Source organism: Streptomyces pyxinicus, assembly GCF_024753135.1.
In the GTDB taxonomy this organism is placed as follows: domain Bacteria; phylum Actinomycetota; class Actinomycetes; order Streptomycetales; family Streptomycetaceae; genus Streptomyces; species Streptomyces pyxinicus.
In genome coordinates this window covers 530,218-544,051 of the sequence record NZ_JANUGP010000002.1, presented here as the reverse complement: position 1 = coordinate 544,051, position 13,834 = coordinate 530,218, and the positions used below count along the sequence as shown (strand labels likewise).

Annotated in this window: 15 protein-coding genes; 4 read left to right on the top strand and 11 right to left on the bottom strand. The window is 73.4% G+C overall.

The annotated features are described in order from the left end of the window. The first annotated feature begins 174 nt into the window (after nt 1-174). Entirely contained in the window at nt 175-480 is a 306-nt protein-coding gene (locus tag NX794_RS05100) for a metal-sensitive transcriptional regulator (RefSeq protein WP_258776943.1), read from the top strand. An 8-nt stretch (nt 481-488) separates the two neighbouring features. On the opposite strand, the gene NX794_RS05095 is transcribed toward NX794_RS05100, so the two are convergent. Beyond that, entirely contained in the window at nt 489-674 is a 186-nt protein-coding gene (locus NX794_RS05095) for a hypothetical protein (protein WP_258776941.1), read from the bottom strand. A 105-nt stretch (nt 675-779) separates the two neighbouring features. Beyond that, complete coding sequence (locus tag NX794_RS05090; protein ID WP_258776940.1) at nt 780-1,634, bottom strand: SCO4651 family lipoprotein; 855 nt, start codon at nt 1,632-1,634, stop codon at nt 780-782. A 169-nt stretch (nt 1,635-1,803) separates the two neighbouring features. Between NX794_RS05090 and NX794_RS05085 the strand changes: the two genes are divergently transcribed. Further along, nucleotides 1,804-1,989, top strand: coding sequence for a hypothetical protein (locus NX794_RS05085; protein ID WP_258776939.1), 186 nt, complete (start codon nt 1,804-1,806; stop codon nt 1,987-1,989). Here NX794_RS05085 and NX794_RS05080 read toward each other — a convergent pair. The 7 genes from NX794_RS05080 to NX794_RS05050 form a co-directional block, all read right to left on the bottom strand. Next, nucleotides 1,986-2,423 carry an NUDIX hydrolase gene (locus NX794_RS05080; protein WP_258776938.1) on the bottom strand — a complete coding sequence of 146 codons (438 nt, stop codon included), beginning with the start codon at nt 2,421-2,423 and terminating at the stop codon, nt 1,986-1,988. The genes NX794_RS05085 and NX794_RS05080 overlap by 4 nt on opposite strands. A gap of 19 nt (nt 2,424-2,442) precedes the next feature. Next, nucleotides 2,443-3,537, bottom strand: a complete 1,095-nt coding sequence (locus NX794_RS05075; RefSeq protein WP_258776937.1) for a CHAD domain-containing protein — start codon at nt 3,535-3,537, stop codon at nt 2,443-2,445. Next, nucleotides 3,518-5,872 carry an RNA degradosome polyphosphate kinase gene (locus NX794_RS05070; protein ID WP_258776935.1) on the bottom strand — a complete coding sequence of 785 codons (2,355 nt, stop codon included), beginning with the start codon at nt 5,870-5,872 and terminating at the stop codon, nt 3,518-3,520. The genes NX794_RS05075 and NX794_RS05070 overlap by 20 nt, the downstream gene beginning before the upstream one ends. Before the next feature lie 167 nt (nt 5,873-6,039). Beyond that, nucleotides 6,040-6,795 carry a hypothetical protein gene (locus NX794_RS05065; RefSeq protein ID WP_258776934.1) on the bottom strand — a complete coding sequence of 252 codons (756 nt, stop codon included), beginning with the start codon at nt 6,793-6,795 and terminating at the stop codon, nt 6,040-6,042. Continuing rightward, on the bottom strand, nt 6,792-7,787 hold the full coding sequence (locus tag NX794_RS05060; protein WP_258776933.1) for an ABC transporter permease: 996 nt from the start codon (nt 7,785-7,787) through the stop codon (nt 6,792-6,794). Before NX794_RS05060 ends, NX794_RS05065 begins: the two co-directional genes overlap by 4 nt. Next, nucleotides 7,784-8,659 (bottom strand): ABC transporter ATP-binding protein, encoded by an 876-nt coding sequence (locus NX794_RS05055; RefSeq protein WP_258776932.1) that lies wholly within the window; start codon nt 8,657-8,659, stop codon nt 7,784-7,786. Before NX794_RS05055 ends, NX794_RS05060 begins: the two co-directional genes overlap by 4 nt. Next, nucleotides 8,656-9,042 carry a GntR family transcriptional regulator gene (locus NX794_RS05050; RefSeq protein ID WP_258776983.1) on the bottom strand — a complete coding sequence of 129 codons (387 nt, stop codon included), beginning with the start codon at nt 9,040-9,042 and terminating at the stop codon, nt 8,656-8,658. Before NX794_RS05050 ends, NX794_RS05055 begins: the two co-directional genes overlap by 4 nt. Nucleotides 9,043-9,171: 129 nt before the next feature. Between NX794_RS05050 and NX794_RS05045 the strand changes: the two genes are divergently transcribed. After that, nucleotides 9,172-9,294: a hypothetical protein gene (locus tag NX794_RS05045; RefSeq protein ID WP_258776931.1), complete on the top strand. Its 123-nt coding sequence runs from the start codon at nt 9,172-9,174 to the stop codon at nt 9,292-9,294. Nucleotides 9,295-9,361: 67 nt separating this feature from the next. Here NX794_RS05045 and mshD read toward each other — a convergent pair whose 3' ends face one another. Then, a complete protein-coding gene (mshD, locus tag NX794_RS05040; protein WP_258776930.1) occupies nt 9,362-10,288 on the bottom strand; it encodes a mycothiol synthase in 927 nt (308 codons plus the stop codon). Nucleotides 10,289-10,537: 249 nt separating this feature from the next. Here mshD and NX794_RS05035 point away from each other — a divergent pair, with 249 nt between their 5' ends. Next, nucleotides 10,538-12,352, top strand: coding sequence for a bifunctional metallophosphatase/5'-nucleotidase (locus tag NX794_RS05035; RefSeq protein WP_258776929.1), 1,815 nt, complete (start codon nt 10,538-10,540; stop codon nt 12,350-12,352). Here NX794_RS05035 and NX794_RS05030 read toward each other — a convergent pair. Then, complete coding sequence (locus tag NX794_RS05030; protein ID WP_428985854.1) at nt 12,336-13,808, bottom strand: sensor histidine kinase; 1,473 nt, start codon at nt 13,806-13,808, stop codon at nt 12,336-12,338. The genes NX794_RS05035 and NX794_RS05030 overlap by 17 nt on opposite strands. Nucleotides 13,809-13,834 lie beyond the last annotated feature (26 nt).

The window sequence follows — 13,834 nt, the reverse complement described above, 5'->3', positions numbered from 1 at the left end:
GCTATCGGGCCGTCCCCCAGTGTCGCCCATCGAGCAGAGTGATCATGACGGGGGCGTACCAAGGGCCCTCTACCCCGCGAAGTTCGCTACCATATACCCTGTAGGGGTATGTATATCCCGGGCGCGCACATCTCCCGCTCGTGCTGACACGTCTTTCCGTTACGGAGGCCCGCGATGACGACGACCGAGGCCGGCGCCACGCACGGCTACCACAAGCAGAAGGCCGAGCACCTCAAGCGGCTGCGCCGGATCGAGGGGCAGATCCGCGGCCTGCAGCGCATGGTCGACGAGGACACGTACTGCATCGACATACTCACGCAGGTCTCCGCCTCCACCAAGGCGCTCCAGTCCTTCGCGCTCCAGCTGCTGGAGGAGCACCTGCGGCACTGCGTCGCGGACGCGGCCGTCAAGGGCGGGGACGAGATCGACGCGAAGGTGGACGAGGCGACGAAGGCGATCGGCCGCCTGCTGCGCACCTGATCAGCTGGTCAGCGGGGCGCGGCGGCCGTCTTCCGCCGTTCCTCGGTCACCCGCAGCACCTGGTCGATGCTCTCCAGGCTGAGCCGCTCCTCGGCCGCCGAGGCGGCGATGATCAGCTCTCCGCACAGCTCGATCTCGGCGAGGGCCACGTGGTCCTGAACCGCCGTACCGCAGACCGGAGCCACCTGCCTCACCCCTTCCCCGCCGACACGACTTCCTAGAGTAGGCAGGGTTCCCCGCGCCGCGCATGGCACGTACGGGCTAGTCCGGGCCGGGCGCGGCGGACTAGTACGCGCCGGCTACCCCGGTGGCTGGTTCTCGGCGATCCGGCCCGCGTAGATGTCCGCCGGGCGCGGCAGCACCGCGTCCACGGCGGCGCCGAAGCCGTAGAGCAGGGTGGTCGAGGCGACCGCCACGGGTGTCTTCTGGCGGCCGTTGACGAAGCTGAAGCGCTGTCTGAGCTTGCGGATGCGGCCCTGGTCGTCCAGGTAGACGTCGAACGGCACCTCGGTCGTGGCGAACCCTTTCGCCGCTGCCGCGAGGGACGCCCGGTCGTCGGCCGAGGCGTAGCGGGCCGCCCGCTCCAGGTCGGCGGTGCCCCGGTAGTGCCGCACCGGCGTGCCGCCGACCTCGGTCCGGCCGACGTAGGCGGCGCTGCGGGTGCCGCGCAGCACCTCGGCCGCCGTGTACGGGTCGGTCGCGCCGCCGGTGACCAGGTTGCCGTCCGACAGCGCGGCGGTCTCCACCCGGACCCACTTGTCGGCGGGCACGCCCGCGCCCCGGTTCTTCATGTACAGGGCGCCCGGGGCGAGCAGTTCGGTGATGGGCCGGTGCCCGGGGCTGCCGGCCGGGTCCTCGGGCAGGACGACGGTGAGCCGGCCGAGGCGGTGCCGGTAGTCGTAGCCACCCCTGCCGCGGATGGTGACCCGGGTGCCGCCGGTGGCCATCTCCATCGAGGTGGTGGCCCGGGAACTGCCCGCGCCGCGCAGGGTGTCGGCGGCCCGGTGCAGGGTGGCGACCGGATCGCCCGCGCCCTTGACGTCCTCGGCGGCGGCTCTGCTCCCGGAACAGCCCGAGGCACCCGCGCCGAGGCCGAGCATGATGCCCACCGCGACGACCGTCCTGCCCGCGCGTCTGTGCTGCCGCCGCTCCATCGCCTGCCTACCCCCAGCCGGTACGTCCGTCACGGGCCCCCTGTCGATCGGTTAACGAGGGGTAGGGGGCCTCGTCACGCGCCGCCGGGAAAGCGGGGGCAGGGCCGCGGGCACCCTTCGCCCGGGGGCCGTAAGCCCCTTCGCCCGGGGCCTGGGTACCGTTGTCCGCGTGGCAGTCAGCGCGGCACGGCAGGAGGGGCGCGAGTCCGGCGGCCCCGGGCAGCGGCACCTCACCAGCACGGACGAACAGGGCCGCTTCTGCGTGGCGAGATGCAGCTGCGGCTGGCGCGGACCGGCCCGCCGGGCCCGCAGCCAGGCCCGGACGGACGCGGAGGGGCACCTGGCGGCTCCCTAGATCGTGTCCTGGGGAAGCGCGCGGTGCCCGGTGGCCGGCCGCAGGAAGGCGTCCACCAGGTCCCGGTCGCGGGGCTCGGTGAGCCGTGCGCGGGCCGCGTCGGGGGAGAGCCACAGCACGCGGTCCACCTCGTCGTTGGGCGTGAAGTGGCCGGATATCGCCTCGGCCGCCCAGTAACGCACCTGCTTGGGGCGGCCGTTGGCCAGATAGCGCAGAGTTGGCAGCTCGGCGCCGGGCGCGGCGCTGTGCCCGGTCTCCTCCGCGACCTCGCGCAGGGCGCCGGCGAGCGCGTCCTCGTCCCGCTTCAACTTGCCCTTGGGATGCGACCAGTCGTCGTACCTGGGCCGGTGGACCAGGCAGATCTCCAGCGTGCCGGTGACCGGCGAGCGGCGCCACAGGACGCAGCCCGCCGCCCGGACCAGGAAGTCGTTCACACCGCCTCCAGTGGGGATGTCAGGGCGCGTCGACGGTCTGGAGCTGCCAGGCCTGCTGGAAGGCGAACCGGGCCGCCTCCACCTCGTGCCGCTGGTCGGCGTGCAGGACGCCGAGGGCGTACGCCGTCGCGGGCGCGATCCGGGGGGTGCGAGCCGCCTGCGCCGCCGCGCCGGCGGCCTCCGAGGCGTCCCGGTGCCGGTTCAGGGCCCGGCCGGCCGCGAGGAGCCGGCCGTCGGCGGGCGCGTCGCCGCCGTTCAGCACCTCGCGGGCGTAGCGGTGCAGGCGCAGCAGCAGCCGGACCTGGTGCCAGGGGCCGTCCTGGGGGTGCGGGGACGGGTCGGCGGACAGGCCGTGCACGAGGGCCTCCGCGTTGTAGGGGTGCCCGGCGGTCAGCAGCGGGAGGGCGGTGACGGCGTCCGTGAGCCGTTCCTCCGCGGCGGCGGCGAGGGGGCGCAGGCCGGTGCCGGGGGCGGCCGGAGTGAGCGGGACCTCGCTGGCCAGTACGGCGACCTTGTCGGCCACGGCGTGGAAGCGGGCGGAGCCGAGCGCCTGGAGCGCCGTGGAGTGGGCCCGGGTGCGGGCGAGGGTGAGCTGCCGCTCCAGCAGCGCGCCCGCCTTCGCCGCGCCGACGGTGAGGTTGCCGCGCTCCGGAACCGCCGTCCGGGCCGGACCACCGCCGTTCTCCGTGGCCGCCGTAGCCGCTCGGGGTGCCCCATCGGCCTCCGCCTGTGCCGCCTGTGCCGGGAACAGCGCCGTGCCCGAGAGCCGGTGCAGGGCCAGCAGCAGCCGCTCCAGCCGTGCCTCGTAGGCGTGCTCCAGGCCCAATGTCCCGGACAGCCAGGCCAGTTCGGGACGGATCTCCTCGGACCAGGCGGGGTCGAGGAGGGGCCGGAAGGTGTGCAGGCTGCCGCTGACGCGGCGGGCCGAGCGGCGCAGGGCGCGGGCCGCGTCGACGGACCCCTCCGCGCCACTGGCCGCTCCGCCGCCGGTCTCCCGGTGCAGGCGCAGGGCGCGGAGGAACTCGGTGGCCTGGGCGCGCAGGTAGGCCGCGAGGGCGTCCCCGGTCACCGCGCCGGCCGTCGGGTCCGTCGGGTCAAGGTGTCGCTGTGCCACGCCGGCGCCTCCGGGCGTCAATGAGCATCTCCTGGACGTTGCGCAGGGGTTGGCCGTCCGCGTCGGTCGAGTGCCGGGTCCACTCGCCGTCCGGGCCGAGGTGCCAGGACGCGGTGCTGTCGGCCATGCCGGTGTCCAGCAGCCGGTTGAGGGCCGCCCGGTGGCCCGGGTCCACGACGCGGACCAGGGCCTCGATCCGGCGGTCGAGGTTGCGGTGCATCATGTCGGCGCTGCCGATCCACACCTCGGGCTCGCCGCCGTTGCCGAAGGCGAACACCCGGGAGTGTTCGAGGAAGCGGCCGAGCACCGAGCGGACCCGCACGTTGTCCGACAGGCCGGGGACGCCCGGCCGGATGGCGCAGATGCCGCGCACCCACACGTCGACCGGCACGCCCGCCTGGGCCGCCCGGTAGAGGGCGTCGATGACGGCCTCGTCCACCATCGAGTTGACCTTGATACGGACGAACGCCGGGCGGCCCGCCCGGTGGTGCTGTATCTCCTTGGTGATCCGCGCTATCAGGCCGTCCCGCAGCGACTTGGGGGCGACCAGCAGCCGGCGGTAGGTCTCCCGGCGGGAGTAGCCGGACAGGCGGTTGAACAGGTCGGAGAGGTCCGCGCCGACCTGCGGGTCGGCGGTGAGCAGCCCCAGGTCCTCGTACAGCCGGGCCGTCTTCGGGTGGTAGTTGCCGGTGCCGACGTGGCTGTAGCGCCGTAGCGTCTCGCCCTCCTGGCGGACCACCAGGGACAGCTTGCAGTGCGTCTTCAGGCCCACCAGGCCGTACACCACGTGACAGCCGGACTCCTCCAGCTTGCGCGCCCACTTGATGTTGGCGTGCTCGTCGAAGCGGGCCTTGATCTCGACCAGGACCAGCACCTGCTTGCCGGACTCGGCGGCGTCGATGAGCGCGTCGACTATCGGGGAGTCGCCGGAGGTGCGGTACAGGGTCTGCTTGATCGCGAGGACGTCCGGGTCGGCCGCGGCCTGCTCCAGGAAGGCCTGCACGGAGGTGGAGAAGCTGTCGTACGGGTGGTGCAGCAGGACGTCCCGGGCGCGCAGGGCGGCGAAGATGTCGGGCGGGGAGGCGGACTCGACCTCGGCCAGGTCGCGGTGGGTGCCGGCGATGAACTTCGGGTACTTCAGCTCGGGCCGGTCCAGCGAGTGGACGCGGAACAGGCCGGTGAGGTCGAGCGGGCCGGGCAGCGGGTACACCTCGGCCTCGGAGATCTTCAGCTCGCGCACCAGCAGGTCCAGCACCTCGCGGTCGATGGACTCCTCGACCTCCAGGCGCACCGGCGGCCCGAAGCGGCGCCGCATGAGTTCCTTCTCCAGGGCCTGGAGCAGGTTCTCCGCGTCGTCCTCCTCGACCTCCAGGTCCTCGTTGCGGGTCAGCCGGAAGGCGTGGTGCCCGAGCACCTCCATGCCCGGGAACAGCTCCTCCAGGTGCGCGGCGATGACGTCCTCCAGCGGGACGTACCGGCCGGCGGAGGCCTCCAGGAACCGGGAGAGCAGCGGCGGCACCTTCACGCGCGCGAAGTGCTTGTGGCCGCTGACCGGGTTGCGCACGACGACGGCCAGGTTCAGGGAGAGGCCGGAGATGTACGGGAAGGGGTGCGCGGGGTCCACGGCCAGCGGGGTGAGGACCGGGAAGATCTGGTGCCGGAAGAGCGTGAAGAGGCGGGCCTGCTCCTTCTCGGTCAGCTCGTTCCAGCGGACCAGGTGGATGCCCTCGTCCGCGAGTGCGGGGGCGACGTCCTCGTGGTAGCAGGCGGCGTGCCGGGCCATCAGCTCGCGGGAGCGGGCCCAGATCATCTCCAGCACCTCGCGCGGCTGGAGGCCGGAGGCGGAGCGGGTGGCGACCCCGGTGGCGATGCGGCGCTTCAGGCCGGCGACCCGGACCATGAAGAACTCGTCCAGGTTGCTCGCGAAGATCGCCAGGAAGTTGGCGCGCTCCAGCAGGGGGGTGTTCGGGTCCTCGGCCAGTTCGAGAACGCGCTCGTTGAACGCGAGCCAGCTGCGTTCCCGGTCGAGGAAGCGGCCCTTCGGGAGCGGCACACCGCCGGCGTGCGACTCCTCGTACGCGTCGAGGTCCGCGTCGAGATCGGGTTCGAGGTCGGAGACCGCCGCGGACACCGCGTTCTGGCGGTGGGCGGCGATGGAGCCCACGGAGGGCTGGACGTGCTGGACCTCTGCCTGGGCGTCTGGCTGACTCATGAACCCATTCTTCCGCGCCAGGGGCGTGACAGGCGCGTCGGAACGTGCGGGCGGGAGCGTGACGGCCCCGTCTCCCGGGGGCCCCTCGGGCGGCGGCGAAGGCTCTGGCACGGCGGGCTGCATTGGCCGAGCCTCGCAAGCCCGTCTGAATCGATGGTTACGGCGACATGACGTGCGGGATAGCGGGGGGCGGCTCCCGGGGGTACGCGGTCCGGTTCCGGTACCGGCCGGTCCGGTTCCCGTACCGGCCGGGCACCGTGCCGGTACGGGAACCCGTCACCGTGATCTGCTCAGGCGGTGGCCCGGCGCAGCACCGCGAACGCGGCGGCGACGGTGAGCGCGGTGAGGGCGAGGACGATGCCGGTGGCCGTCAGGTGCAGGTGCCGGAATCCGGACAGGGTGCCGCGCAGCGGCTGCCACAGCTCGCGCAGGTTCATCCGCACCAGCAGCATGGCACCGACGGACGCGGCGAGCGCGGGCAGGGTGCGGCGCAGGGCCAGCCCGGCCAGCACCCCGACGGCCAGCCCGAGCAGCAGCAGCGCGGGCAGCAGCGGGCCGCGCGGCACGAAGACGCGGTCCCAGATCCAGTTGGTGACCAGCACGTCCCGGCTCCCGGTCCAGACCCGGTCGTAGAGCCAGGCGAGCAGCGCACCGCCCACGGCCAGGGGCAGGGCGGCGAGCGTGAGCTTGGCGGCGAGCCAGCGGGCCGGGGTGGCGGCCTGGGTCCAGACCAGGCGGGCGGTGCCGGACTCCAGCTCGTGGCCGATCAGCGCCCCGGCCGCCCAGGCGGCGACCGCGCAGGGGGCGTAGGTGAGGACCTCGCCGAGGACGTTCATGACGAGGTTCGGGTCGTCGAACAGGGTGTACGAGCACACGTGGCCCGCCTGTCGGCAGGCCCGGTCCCGGGGTACGGCCGACAGCTGGAGGCAGAGCAGCTCGGCGAGGGCGGCGAGCAGGGACACGCTCCACACCAGCAGCGCGGGCCGGTGCAGCCGCAGCACCGTCCGCCGGACGGCCGGGCGGCGGACGGGGGCGAGGGTGGTCATACGGCGGCTCCGGTGGGAACGGCCGGGGCCTGGGCGGTGTGCGTGGCACCGGTCCGGCGGCGCAGGACGAGGAAGCAGGCCGCGACCAGCAGGGCGGCGACCGCGAGGATCAGGGCGCTGGTGGTGAGCTGCAGGGGCCAGTAGTGGGACCGCGGCTGGTAGGTGTGGAAGCGGGCGACGACGTCGGCGCAGGGCCGGTCCCAGGCGCAGTGGGAGAGCGGCACATGGGCGCCGCTCCGGGTCACGTACCCCTCGTCCACGGTGATGCCGGAACCGTTGGCCACCTGGTCGGTCCCGGCGAGCCGGGTGACCGCCGGCCACAGGTGCGGCAGCGCGAACTCGGCGGCGAGCCGGACGACCGCCGTGACCACGACGCCGAGCAGCAGGGCGGGCAGGGTGCGGCGCAGCAGCAGTCCGCACAGGGCGCCGGCGGCGAGCCCGGCGAGGGCCAGGGCGACGGTGCTGGGCCCGTTGGCGTGGAACACGAACCGGTCGTACCACTCCTTGGCGGTGTCGACCCGGCCCTGCCCCGCGCTCCAGGCCAGGTGGTGCAGCCACACCGTCACGGCCGCCCCGGCGGTGACGACGGCGGCCGGCACGGCCAGGCGGACGGCGAGCCAGCGGGCGGGCGAGGTGCTCTGGGTCCAGCCCAGCCAGGCGGTGCCGGTCTCCAGCTCGCGGCCGGTCAGCGCGCCGCCCGCCCAGCCGGCCACCAGGAAGGGCAGCGCGGTGACGGCGAAGGTGGCGTAGCCGGACCAGTCCTTGTAGCGCAGGATCGCGTCCTGGTCGTAGGAGCAGGCCGTGTCCTCGCCCTGGCAGGCGTTGTACTGGCGCCAGCCCTCGGCCGCCGCGTCGGTGAGCGGGCCGCGCACGGCGAGCAGGACGCCGGCCAGTACGACCACCAGGGCCGCCCAGCCGTACAGCGCGGGCCGGTGCAGGCGCAGCAGCCAGCGGACGGTGCGCGGGCGGTTTCCGGTGGATGCGGTGGTCATGCGGCACTCTCCTCGACGAGGCTGGGCGCGCCGGGGTTGCGCAGGTGGGCGAGGACCAGCTCCTCCAGGGAGGGCGCCGAGGTGCGCCAGGCGTCCGGGACGGGTCCGGCGGGGCGGATGAGGGCGCTGAGCTGGCGGCCGGTGACCCGGGAGTCGACCACGGTGTGCGGGGCGAGGGCGGCGGACTCGGGGGCGGTCACCCGCAGGTGGGCGGCGAGCAGCTCGTCTATGTCGCCGGACAGCCGGATCCGGCCGTCGCCGACCAGCAGCAGGTGGTCGCAGGAGTCCTCCAGTTCGGCGACGACATGGGAGGACATCACGATCGTGGTGCCGTGCTGCGCGGCCTCGGCCATCAGCGTGCCCATCAGCTGGTGCCGGGCGAGGGGGTCGAGGTCGGCCATCGGCTCGTCCAGCAGCAGCAGTTCGGGCCGCTTGCCGAGGGCCAGGGCGAGCGCGACGCGGGTGTGCTGGCCGCCGGACAGGGTGCGGACCCGGGAGCCGGGGTCCAGGTCGCCGGCGGCGACGACCTCCTCGGCCGCGGCCGCGTCCCAGCGCCCGGGGTTGAGGTCGGCGCCCATGCGCAGCGTCTCGGCGATGGTGAGCTGCGGGTACAGCGGCTTGTCCTGGGCCAGGTAGCCGACGCGCGGGCGGGCCGCCGCGGGGGTGGTGCCGAGGACGCTCAGGGTGCCCTCGGTGGGGGCCGCGAGTCCGGCGGCCAGGGTCAGCAGGGTGGACTTGCCGGCGCCGTTGGGGCCGACGACCGCGCAGACGCGTCCGGCGGGCAGCCGGAACGAGCAGTCGCGCAGCGCCCGGCCGCGTCGGCCGAACCGTTTCCCCAGAGCCTCGGCCCTCAACGCCGTGTCGCTGCTCATGACGGGTCTCCTTGGAAGTGCTTGTCGAGTACGGCGGTGAAGAGCGCGGCCACGTCGTCCCGCTCCAGGCCGGCGGCGCGGGCCCGGCGCGCCCACTCCTCCAGCTCGGTGCGCAGCGGGGAGTCGGCGGGGGTGGCGCCCAGGCCACGGCGGACGAAGGTGCCGAGCCCGCGCCGCGCCTCCACCAGCCCCTCCCGCTCCAGCTCGCGGTAGGCCTTCAGCACGGTGTTGGGATTGATGGCGGTGGCCTCCACGACCTCGCGTGCCGTGGGCAGCCGGTCTCCCGGCATCAGCAGCCCCATGCGCAGGGCCTGCTTGGTCTGCTGGACGATCTGCACATAGGTGGCCACGCCGCTGTGCCGGTCGATGCGGTACTCGACCACTGAGGTAACCACCCTTTCACTAATTGAGTAGTGAAAGGGTGGTGCAAGGGGGGCCGGAAAGTCAACCGGAGACCGGTGAAGTGGGCTGCCGGCGGGCATGCGGAGAGGGCCCCCACCCGAGGAGGACCGATGCCCGAGTCGCCGTTCGTCGCCTACAAGGGGCTCGATTTGATGCCGACGTGGTTCGCCGTCATGGTGGCGGTGCTGGTGGTGATCGGCATCGCCCTGGCGGCCTGGCGGCGGGACCGCTGAGGCCGAGCCCCATGAGCGGGGACCCCCTTACGTGAGGGGCTGCCCCGTCACGTGAGGGGGAGCCCCGTCACGTCTCCGTCCGGTACATCAGGTCCGTCTCGTACACCCCGAACCCCAGCCGCTCGTACACCGACACCGCCGCCGTGTTGTCCGCGTCGACGTAGAGCATCGCCGTCGGCAGGCCCTGGCGGGACAGGTGGCGCAGGCCGATCGTGGTGAGGGACTTGCCGAGGCCGCCGCCCTGGTCGCCGGGGCGGACGCCGACGACGTAGACCTCGCCGAGGCCCTCCTCGGCGTGGACCTTCGTCCAGTGGAAGCCGATGATCTCGCCGCGGCGTTCGGCGAGGAAGAAGCCGGCCGGGTCGAACCAGGGCTCCGCCTCGCGGGCGTCCAGGTCGCGTGGGGTCAGGCCGCCCTGCTCGGGGTGGTGGGCGAAGGCGGCGGCGTTGACCGCGAGCCAGGCCGTGTCGTCCTTGCCGGGGACGAAGGCGCGGACCGTCACGCCCTCGGGCAGCACCGGGTCGGGCAGCTCCAGATCGGTCAACGAGCGGCGCATCTGGCGCAGTTCGCGGAAGAGGGTGAGGCCGAGCACCTGGGCCAGGTGCCGGGCGGCGGAGTGGCCGCCGTGCGCCCAGACCCGCAGCCGCTTGCCGGAGGCGGCGAGCAGGGCCGCGCCGAGCGCCCGGCCGTGTCCGCGACCGCGGTGCGAGGGGCGGACGACCAGTTCGGCGGCCGGTGCCTCCACCGGGTCGGTGTCCTCCAGCTGCGCGTACCCGACGAGTTCGTCCTCGACGGTCAGCAGCAGATGCGAGACGCCCTCCCGGGCACCCCCGCGCAGATGCAGCCGGCCCTGCTCGGACACCGGCTGCTGCCCGTCGGCCTCGGCGGCCTCGGCGAGCAGTCCGAGCACGGCCTCGGCCTGCTCGGGGGTGAGCGCGGAGCGGGTGTCGATGGAGCGGGCGGAGAAGGCCCGGGCGGTGTCGTCGCTGCTCATGCGTACGAGGGTACGGGGGCGCTCGGGTGAAGTCCCGAAACGGTGGGTGACGGGGACGGCCCGCGTCCGCTCGGCAGAGGGAATCGGCAAAGGGAGTCGGTAAAGAGATCGGCAAAGGGAAACCAGGATGTAACCATGAACCCCCTGTCGCGCTACGCGCGTTGACCCTAGGCTGCCCTGCCGGTCCACTCATCACCGGCCCACAGCAGACCCAGAGCACACCCAGAGCAGACCCACAGGGGGGTCCCCATGCCAGCCGTACCCCGGCGTACCGGACGACGTACCGGACGACGTGCCTACGCCGTCCTCGCCACCGGCGCCGCCCTCGCCACCGCCGCCGCGCTGACGGCCGCGCTGCCCGCCCAGGCGCACACCGGGAAGGGCGGGCACGGGCACCACCCGCGTCCCGGCCGCTACCAGGACGTCCAGTTGCTGTCCTTCAACGACCTGCACGGCAACCTGGAGCCGCCGTCGGGCTCCTCCGGCCGGGTCACCGAACTCCAGCCGGACGGCGCCACGAAGACCGTCGACGCGGGCGGCGCCGAGTACCTCGCCACGCATCTGCGCCAGGCCCGTAAGGGGCACCCCTACTCCATCACGGCGGCCGGCGGCGACATGGTCGGCGCCTCCCCGCTGCTGTCGGGCCTGTTCCACGACGAGCCCACCATCGAGGCGCTCAACAAGCTGAAGCTGGACGTCACCTCGGTCGGCAACCACGAGTTCGACGAGGGCGCCAGGGAACTGGCCCGCCTCCAGAACGGCGGCTGCCACCCGACCGACGGCTGCTACACGGACAAGAAGTTCAAGGGCGCGAACTTCCCGTACCTGGCGGCGAACGTCCTCGACGAGAAGACCAGGAAGCCGATCCTCAAGCCGTACTGGGTCTGGAAGAAGAAGGACGTCAAGGTCGGTTTCATCGGCGTCACCCTGGAGGGCACCCCGGGCATCGTCTCCGCCGACGGCGTCAAGGGCCTGTCCTTCAAGGACGAGGTGGAGACGATCAACAAGTACGCCAAGGTGCTCCAGCGCCAGGGCGTGCGGTCCATCGTGGCCCTGATCCACGAGGGCGGCTACCCGGCCTCCGGGTCCTACAACTACGACTGCGACGCGGCGGGCCCCGGCTCCGGCATCTCCGGCCCGATCGTGGACATCGCGAAGAACGTGACCCCGGCGGTGGACGCCCTGGTCACCGGCCACACCCACAACGCGTACGTCTGCGACATCCCGGACCCCTCCGGCCGCTCCCGCATGGTCACCTCGGCCGCCTCCTTCGGCCGCCTCTACACCGACACCACGCTGACCTACGACCGCCGCACGGGCGACATCGCGCGTACGGCCGTGAAGTCCGCGAACCGGGTCGTCACCCGGGACGTGCCCAAGGCCGCCGACATGACGGACCTGATCAGCCGCTGGAACACCCTCGCCGCGCCGATCGGCAACCGCCCCATCGGCTACGTCTCCGGCGACGTGAACAACACCGGCACCGAGTCCCCGATGGGCGACCTGATCGCCGACGCGCAGCTCGCCCACGGCAAGGAGCTGGACCCGAGGACCAGCGTGGCGCTGATGAACCCGGGCGGGGTGCGGGCCGGGCTGACGTACGCGGCCAAGGGCGCTGAGGGCGACGGCGTCGTCACCTACGCCGAGGGCTTCACGGTGCAGCCCTTCGCCAACACGGTGAACCTCGCGGACCTCACCGGCGCCCAGCTCGTCCAGGTGCTCAAGGAGCAGGTGAGCGGCGCCAACGAGGCCGCCCCGAAGATCCTCCAGCCCTCGGCCGGCCTCACCTACACCCTGGACCTGACCAAGTCGGGCGCCGACCGCGTGGTCACCGACTCCATCCGCCTGAACGGCGCCCCGCTCGACCCGGCCGCCACCTACCGCGTCGCCGTGAACAGCTTCCTCGCCGGCGGCGGCGACGGCTTCCCGACCCTCGCCAAGGGCACCGGCCCGCTGGTCGGCTCGGACGACCTGACGGCCCTGGCGACGTACCTGACGGCCCACTCCTCCCCGTCGTCCCCGATCACCCCGCCGACGGCGGACCGGATCACGGTCGTGCGGTAGGCGTCTCGGCCGATTCCGGGGGTTCTGGGGGTTCCGGGGGCTCCGGCGGCGGGGTCGGGGTCCCCGGCAGCCGTACGGTCGCCACCGTGCCGCCGCCCGGGGCGTGGGCCAGGGTGACCTCGCCGCCCGCCTGCTGGACCGTACGGGCCACGATCGACAGGCCGAGGCCCGAGCCGGGCAGGGCGCGGGCGCTGGGGGAGCGCCAGAAGCGGTCGAAGACGTGCGGGAGTTCGTCCTCGGGGATGCCGGGCCCGTGGTCGCGGACGGTCAGCACGCCGCCCGACAGCCGTACGTCGACCGCCCCGCCCTCGGGGCTGAACTTCACCGCGTTGTCGAGGATGTTGACGACCGCGCGCTCCAGCGCCGAGGGCTCGGCCCGGGTGAACCAGGGATCCAGGTCGGCCGTGATGGTCAGCTCCGGGCCGCGCAGCCGCGCCCGGCGCAGGGCCGCCTCGGCGATGTCCCGTACCGCCACCACCTGGAGCCGCTCGCCGCGCTGCCCCTCCGAGCGGGACAGTTCCTGGAGGTCCCCGATGAGCGAGGACAGCTCGGTCATCTGGGCCTTCACCGAGGACAGCAGCGCCTTGCGGTCCGCCGGCGGCAGCGGGCGGCCCGTCTCCTCGCTGCGGGTGAGCAGGTCGACGTTGGTGCGCAGCGAGGTGAGCGGGGTGCGCAACTCGTGCCCGGCGTCCGCGATCAGCTGCTTCTGGAGGTCGCGGGAGCCGGCGAGCGCGGTGGTCATGGTGTTGAACGAGCGGGACAGCCGGGCGATCTCGTCGTCACTGTCGTCCGTCACGGGGATGCGGACGCTCAGGTCCTCGGTCCGCGCCACGTGCTCCACGGCGTCGGTGAGTTTGTCCACCGGACGCAGCCCGGCCCGGGCCACCGCGAGTCCGGCCGCCCCGGCGCCCACCACGCCGATGCCGGAGACGAGCAGCAGCACCAGCGCCAGGTCCTTGAGGGTGTTCTGGGTGCTCTTCAGCGGAATGGCGACCTGGAGCGCGGTGTCCGGGTACAGGGTGGGCGGGCCTCCGCCGAGCTGGGTCAGGGTGAGCGGCTGGGTCAGCACCCGTACCGCCCGGCCCTCGGAGTCGGTGCCGTCGCGCATGACGATGTCCGCGTGCAGCAGGCCGTCGCGGACGGTCACGGCGTTGATCACCTTGGTGTCGTCCGCGACGGTCTTCACCCGGCCCGCCGAGTTGGAGAAGACGCAGGCGGTGCCGTCCTGGCGGACGAGCTGCACGTAGTAGTAGCCGACCCGGGAGTCCCCGACGTTGGCGGTGACCGGTGCCTGCGGGCAGGAGGTGAGCGTGGACTGCACGTCCCGGGCCCGCTGCGGTGCCGCCGCCTTCTGGAGGTCGTTGTTCAGCTGCGCGAACAGTTTCTGCTGCACGATGAACCAGCAGGTCACCGAGACCGCCGCCACCGCGAACGCCACCGCCGCCGCGACCAGCATGGCCAGTCGCGCGCGGATCGGCAGCG

What these genes read in the sequence shown, in the direction of transcription:
- NX794_RS05065 (WP_258776934.1), bottom strand. Translation starts at nt 6,795, where the DNA reads ATGACCACCCTCGCCCCCGTCCGCCGCCCGGCCGTCCGGCGGACGGTG.
- NX794_RS05070 (WP_258776935.1), bottom strand. Translation starts at nt 5,872, where the DNA reads ATGCAGCCCGCCGTGCCAGAGCCTTCGCCGCCGCCCGAGGGGCCCCCG.
- NX794_RS05035 (WP_258776929.1), top strand. Translation starts at nt 10,538, where the DNA reads ATGCCAGCCGTACCCCGGCGTACCGGACGACGTACCGGACGACGTGCC.
- NX794_RS05055 (WP_258776932.1), bottom strand. Translation starts at nt 8,659, where the DNA reads ATGAGCAGCGACACGGCGTTGAGGGCCGAGGCTCTGGGGAAACGGTTC.
- NX794_RS05090 (WP_258776940.1), bottom strand. Translation starts at nt 1,634, where the DNA reads ATGGAGCGGCGGCAGCACAGACGCGCGGGCAGGACGGTCGTCGCGGTG.
- NX794_RS05030 (WP_428985854.1), bottom strand. Translation starts at nt 13,808, where the DNA reads ATGCTGGTCGCGGCGGCGGTGGCGTTCGCGGTGGCGGCGGTCTCGGTG.
- NX794_RS05045 (WP_258776931.1), top strand. Translation starts at nt 9,172, where the DNA reads ATGCCCGAGTCGCCGTTCGTCGCCTACAAGGGGCTCGATTTGATGCCG.
- NX794_RS05100 (WP_258776943.1), top strand. Translation starts at nt 175, where the DNA reads ATGACGACGACCGAGGCCGGCGCCACGCACGGCTACCACAAGCAGAAG.
- mshD (WP_258776930.1), bottom strand. Translation starts at nt 10,288, where the DNA reads ATGAGCAGCGACGACACCGCCCGGGCCTTCTCCGCCCGCTCCATCGAC.
- NX794_RS05060 (WP_258776933.1), bottom strand. Translation starts at nt 7,787, where the DNA reads ATGACCACCGCATCCACCGGAAACCGCCCGCGCACCGTCCGCTGGCTG.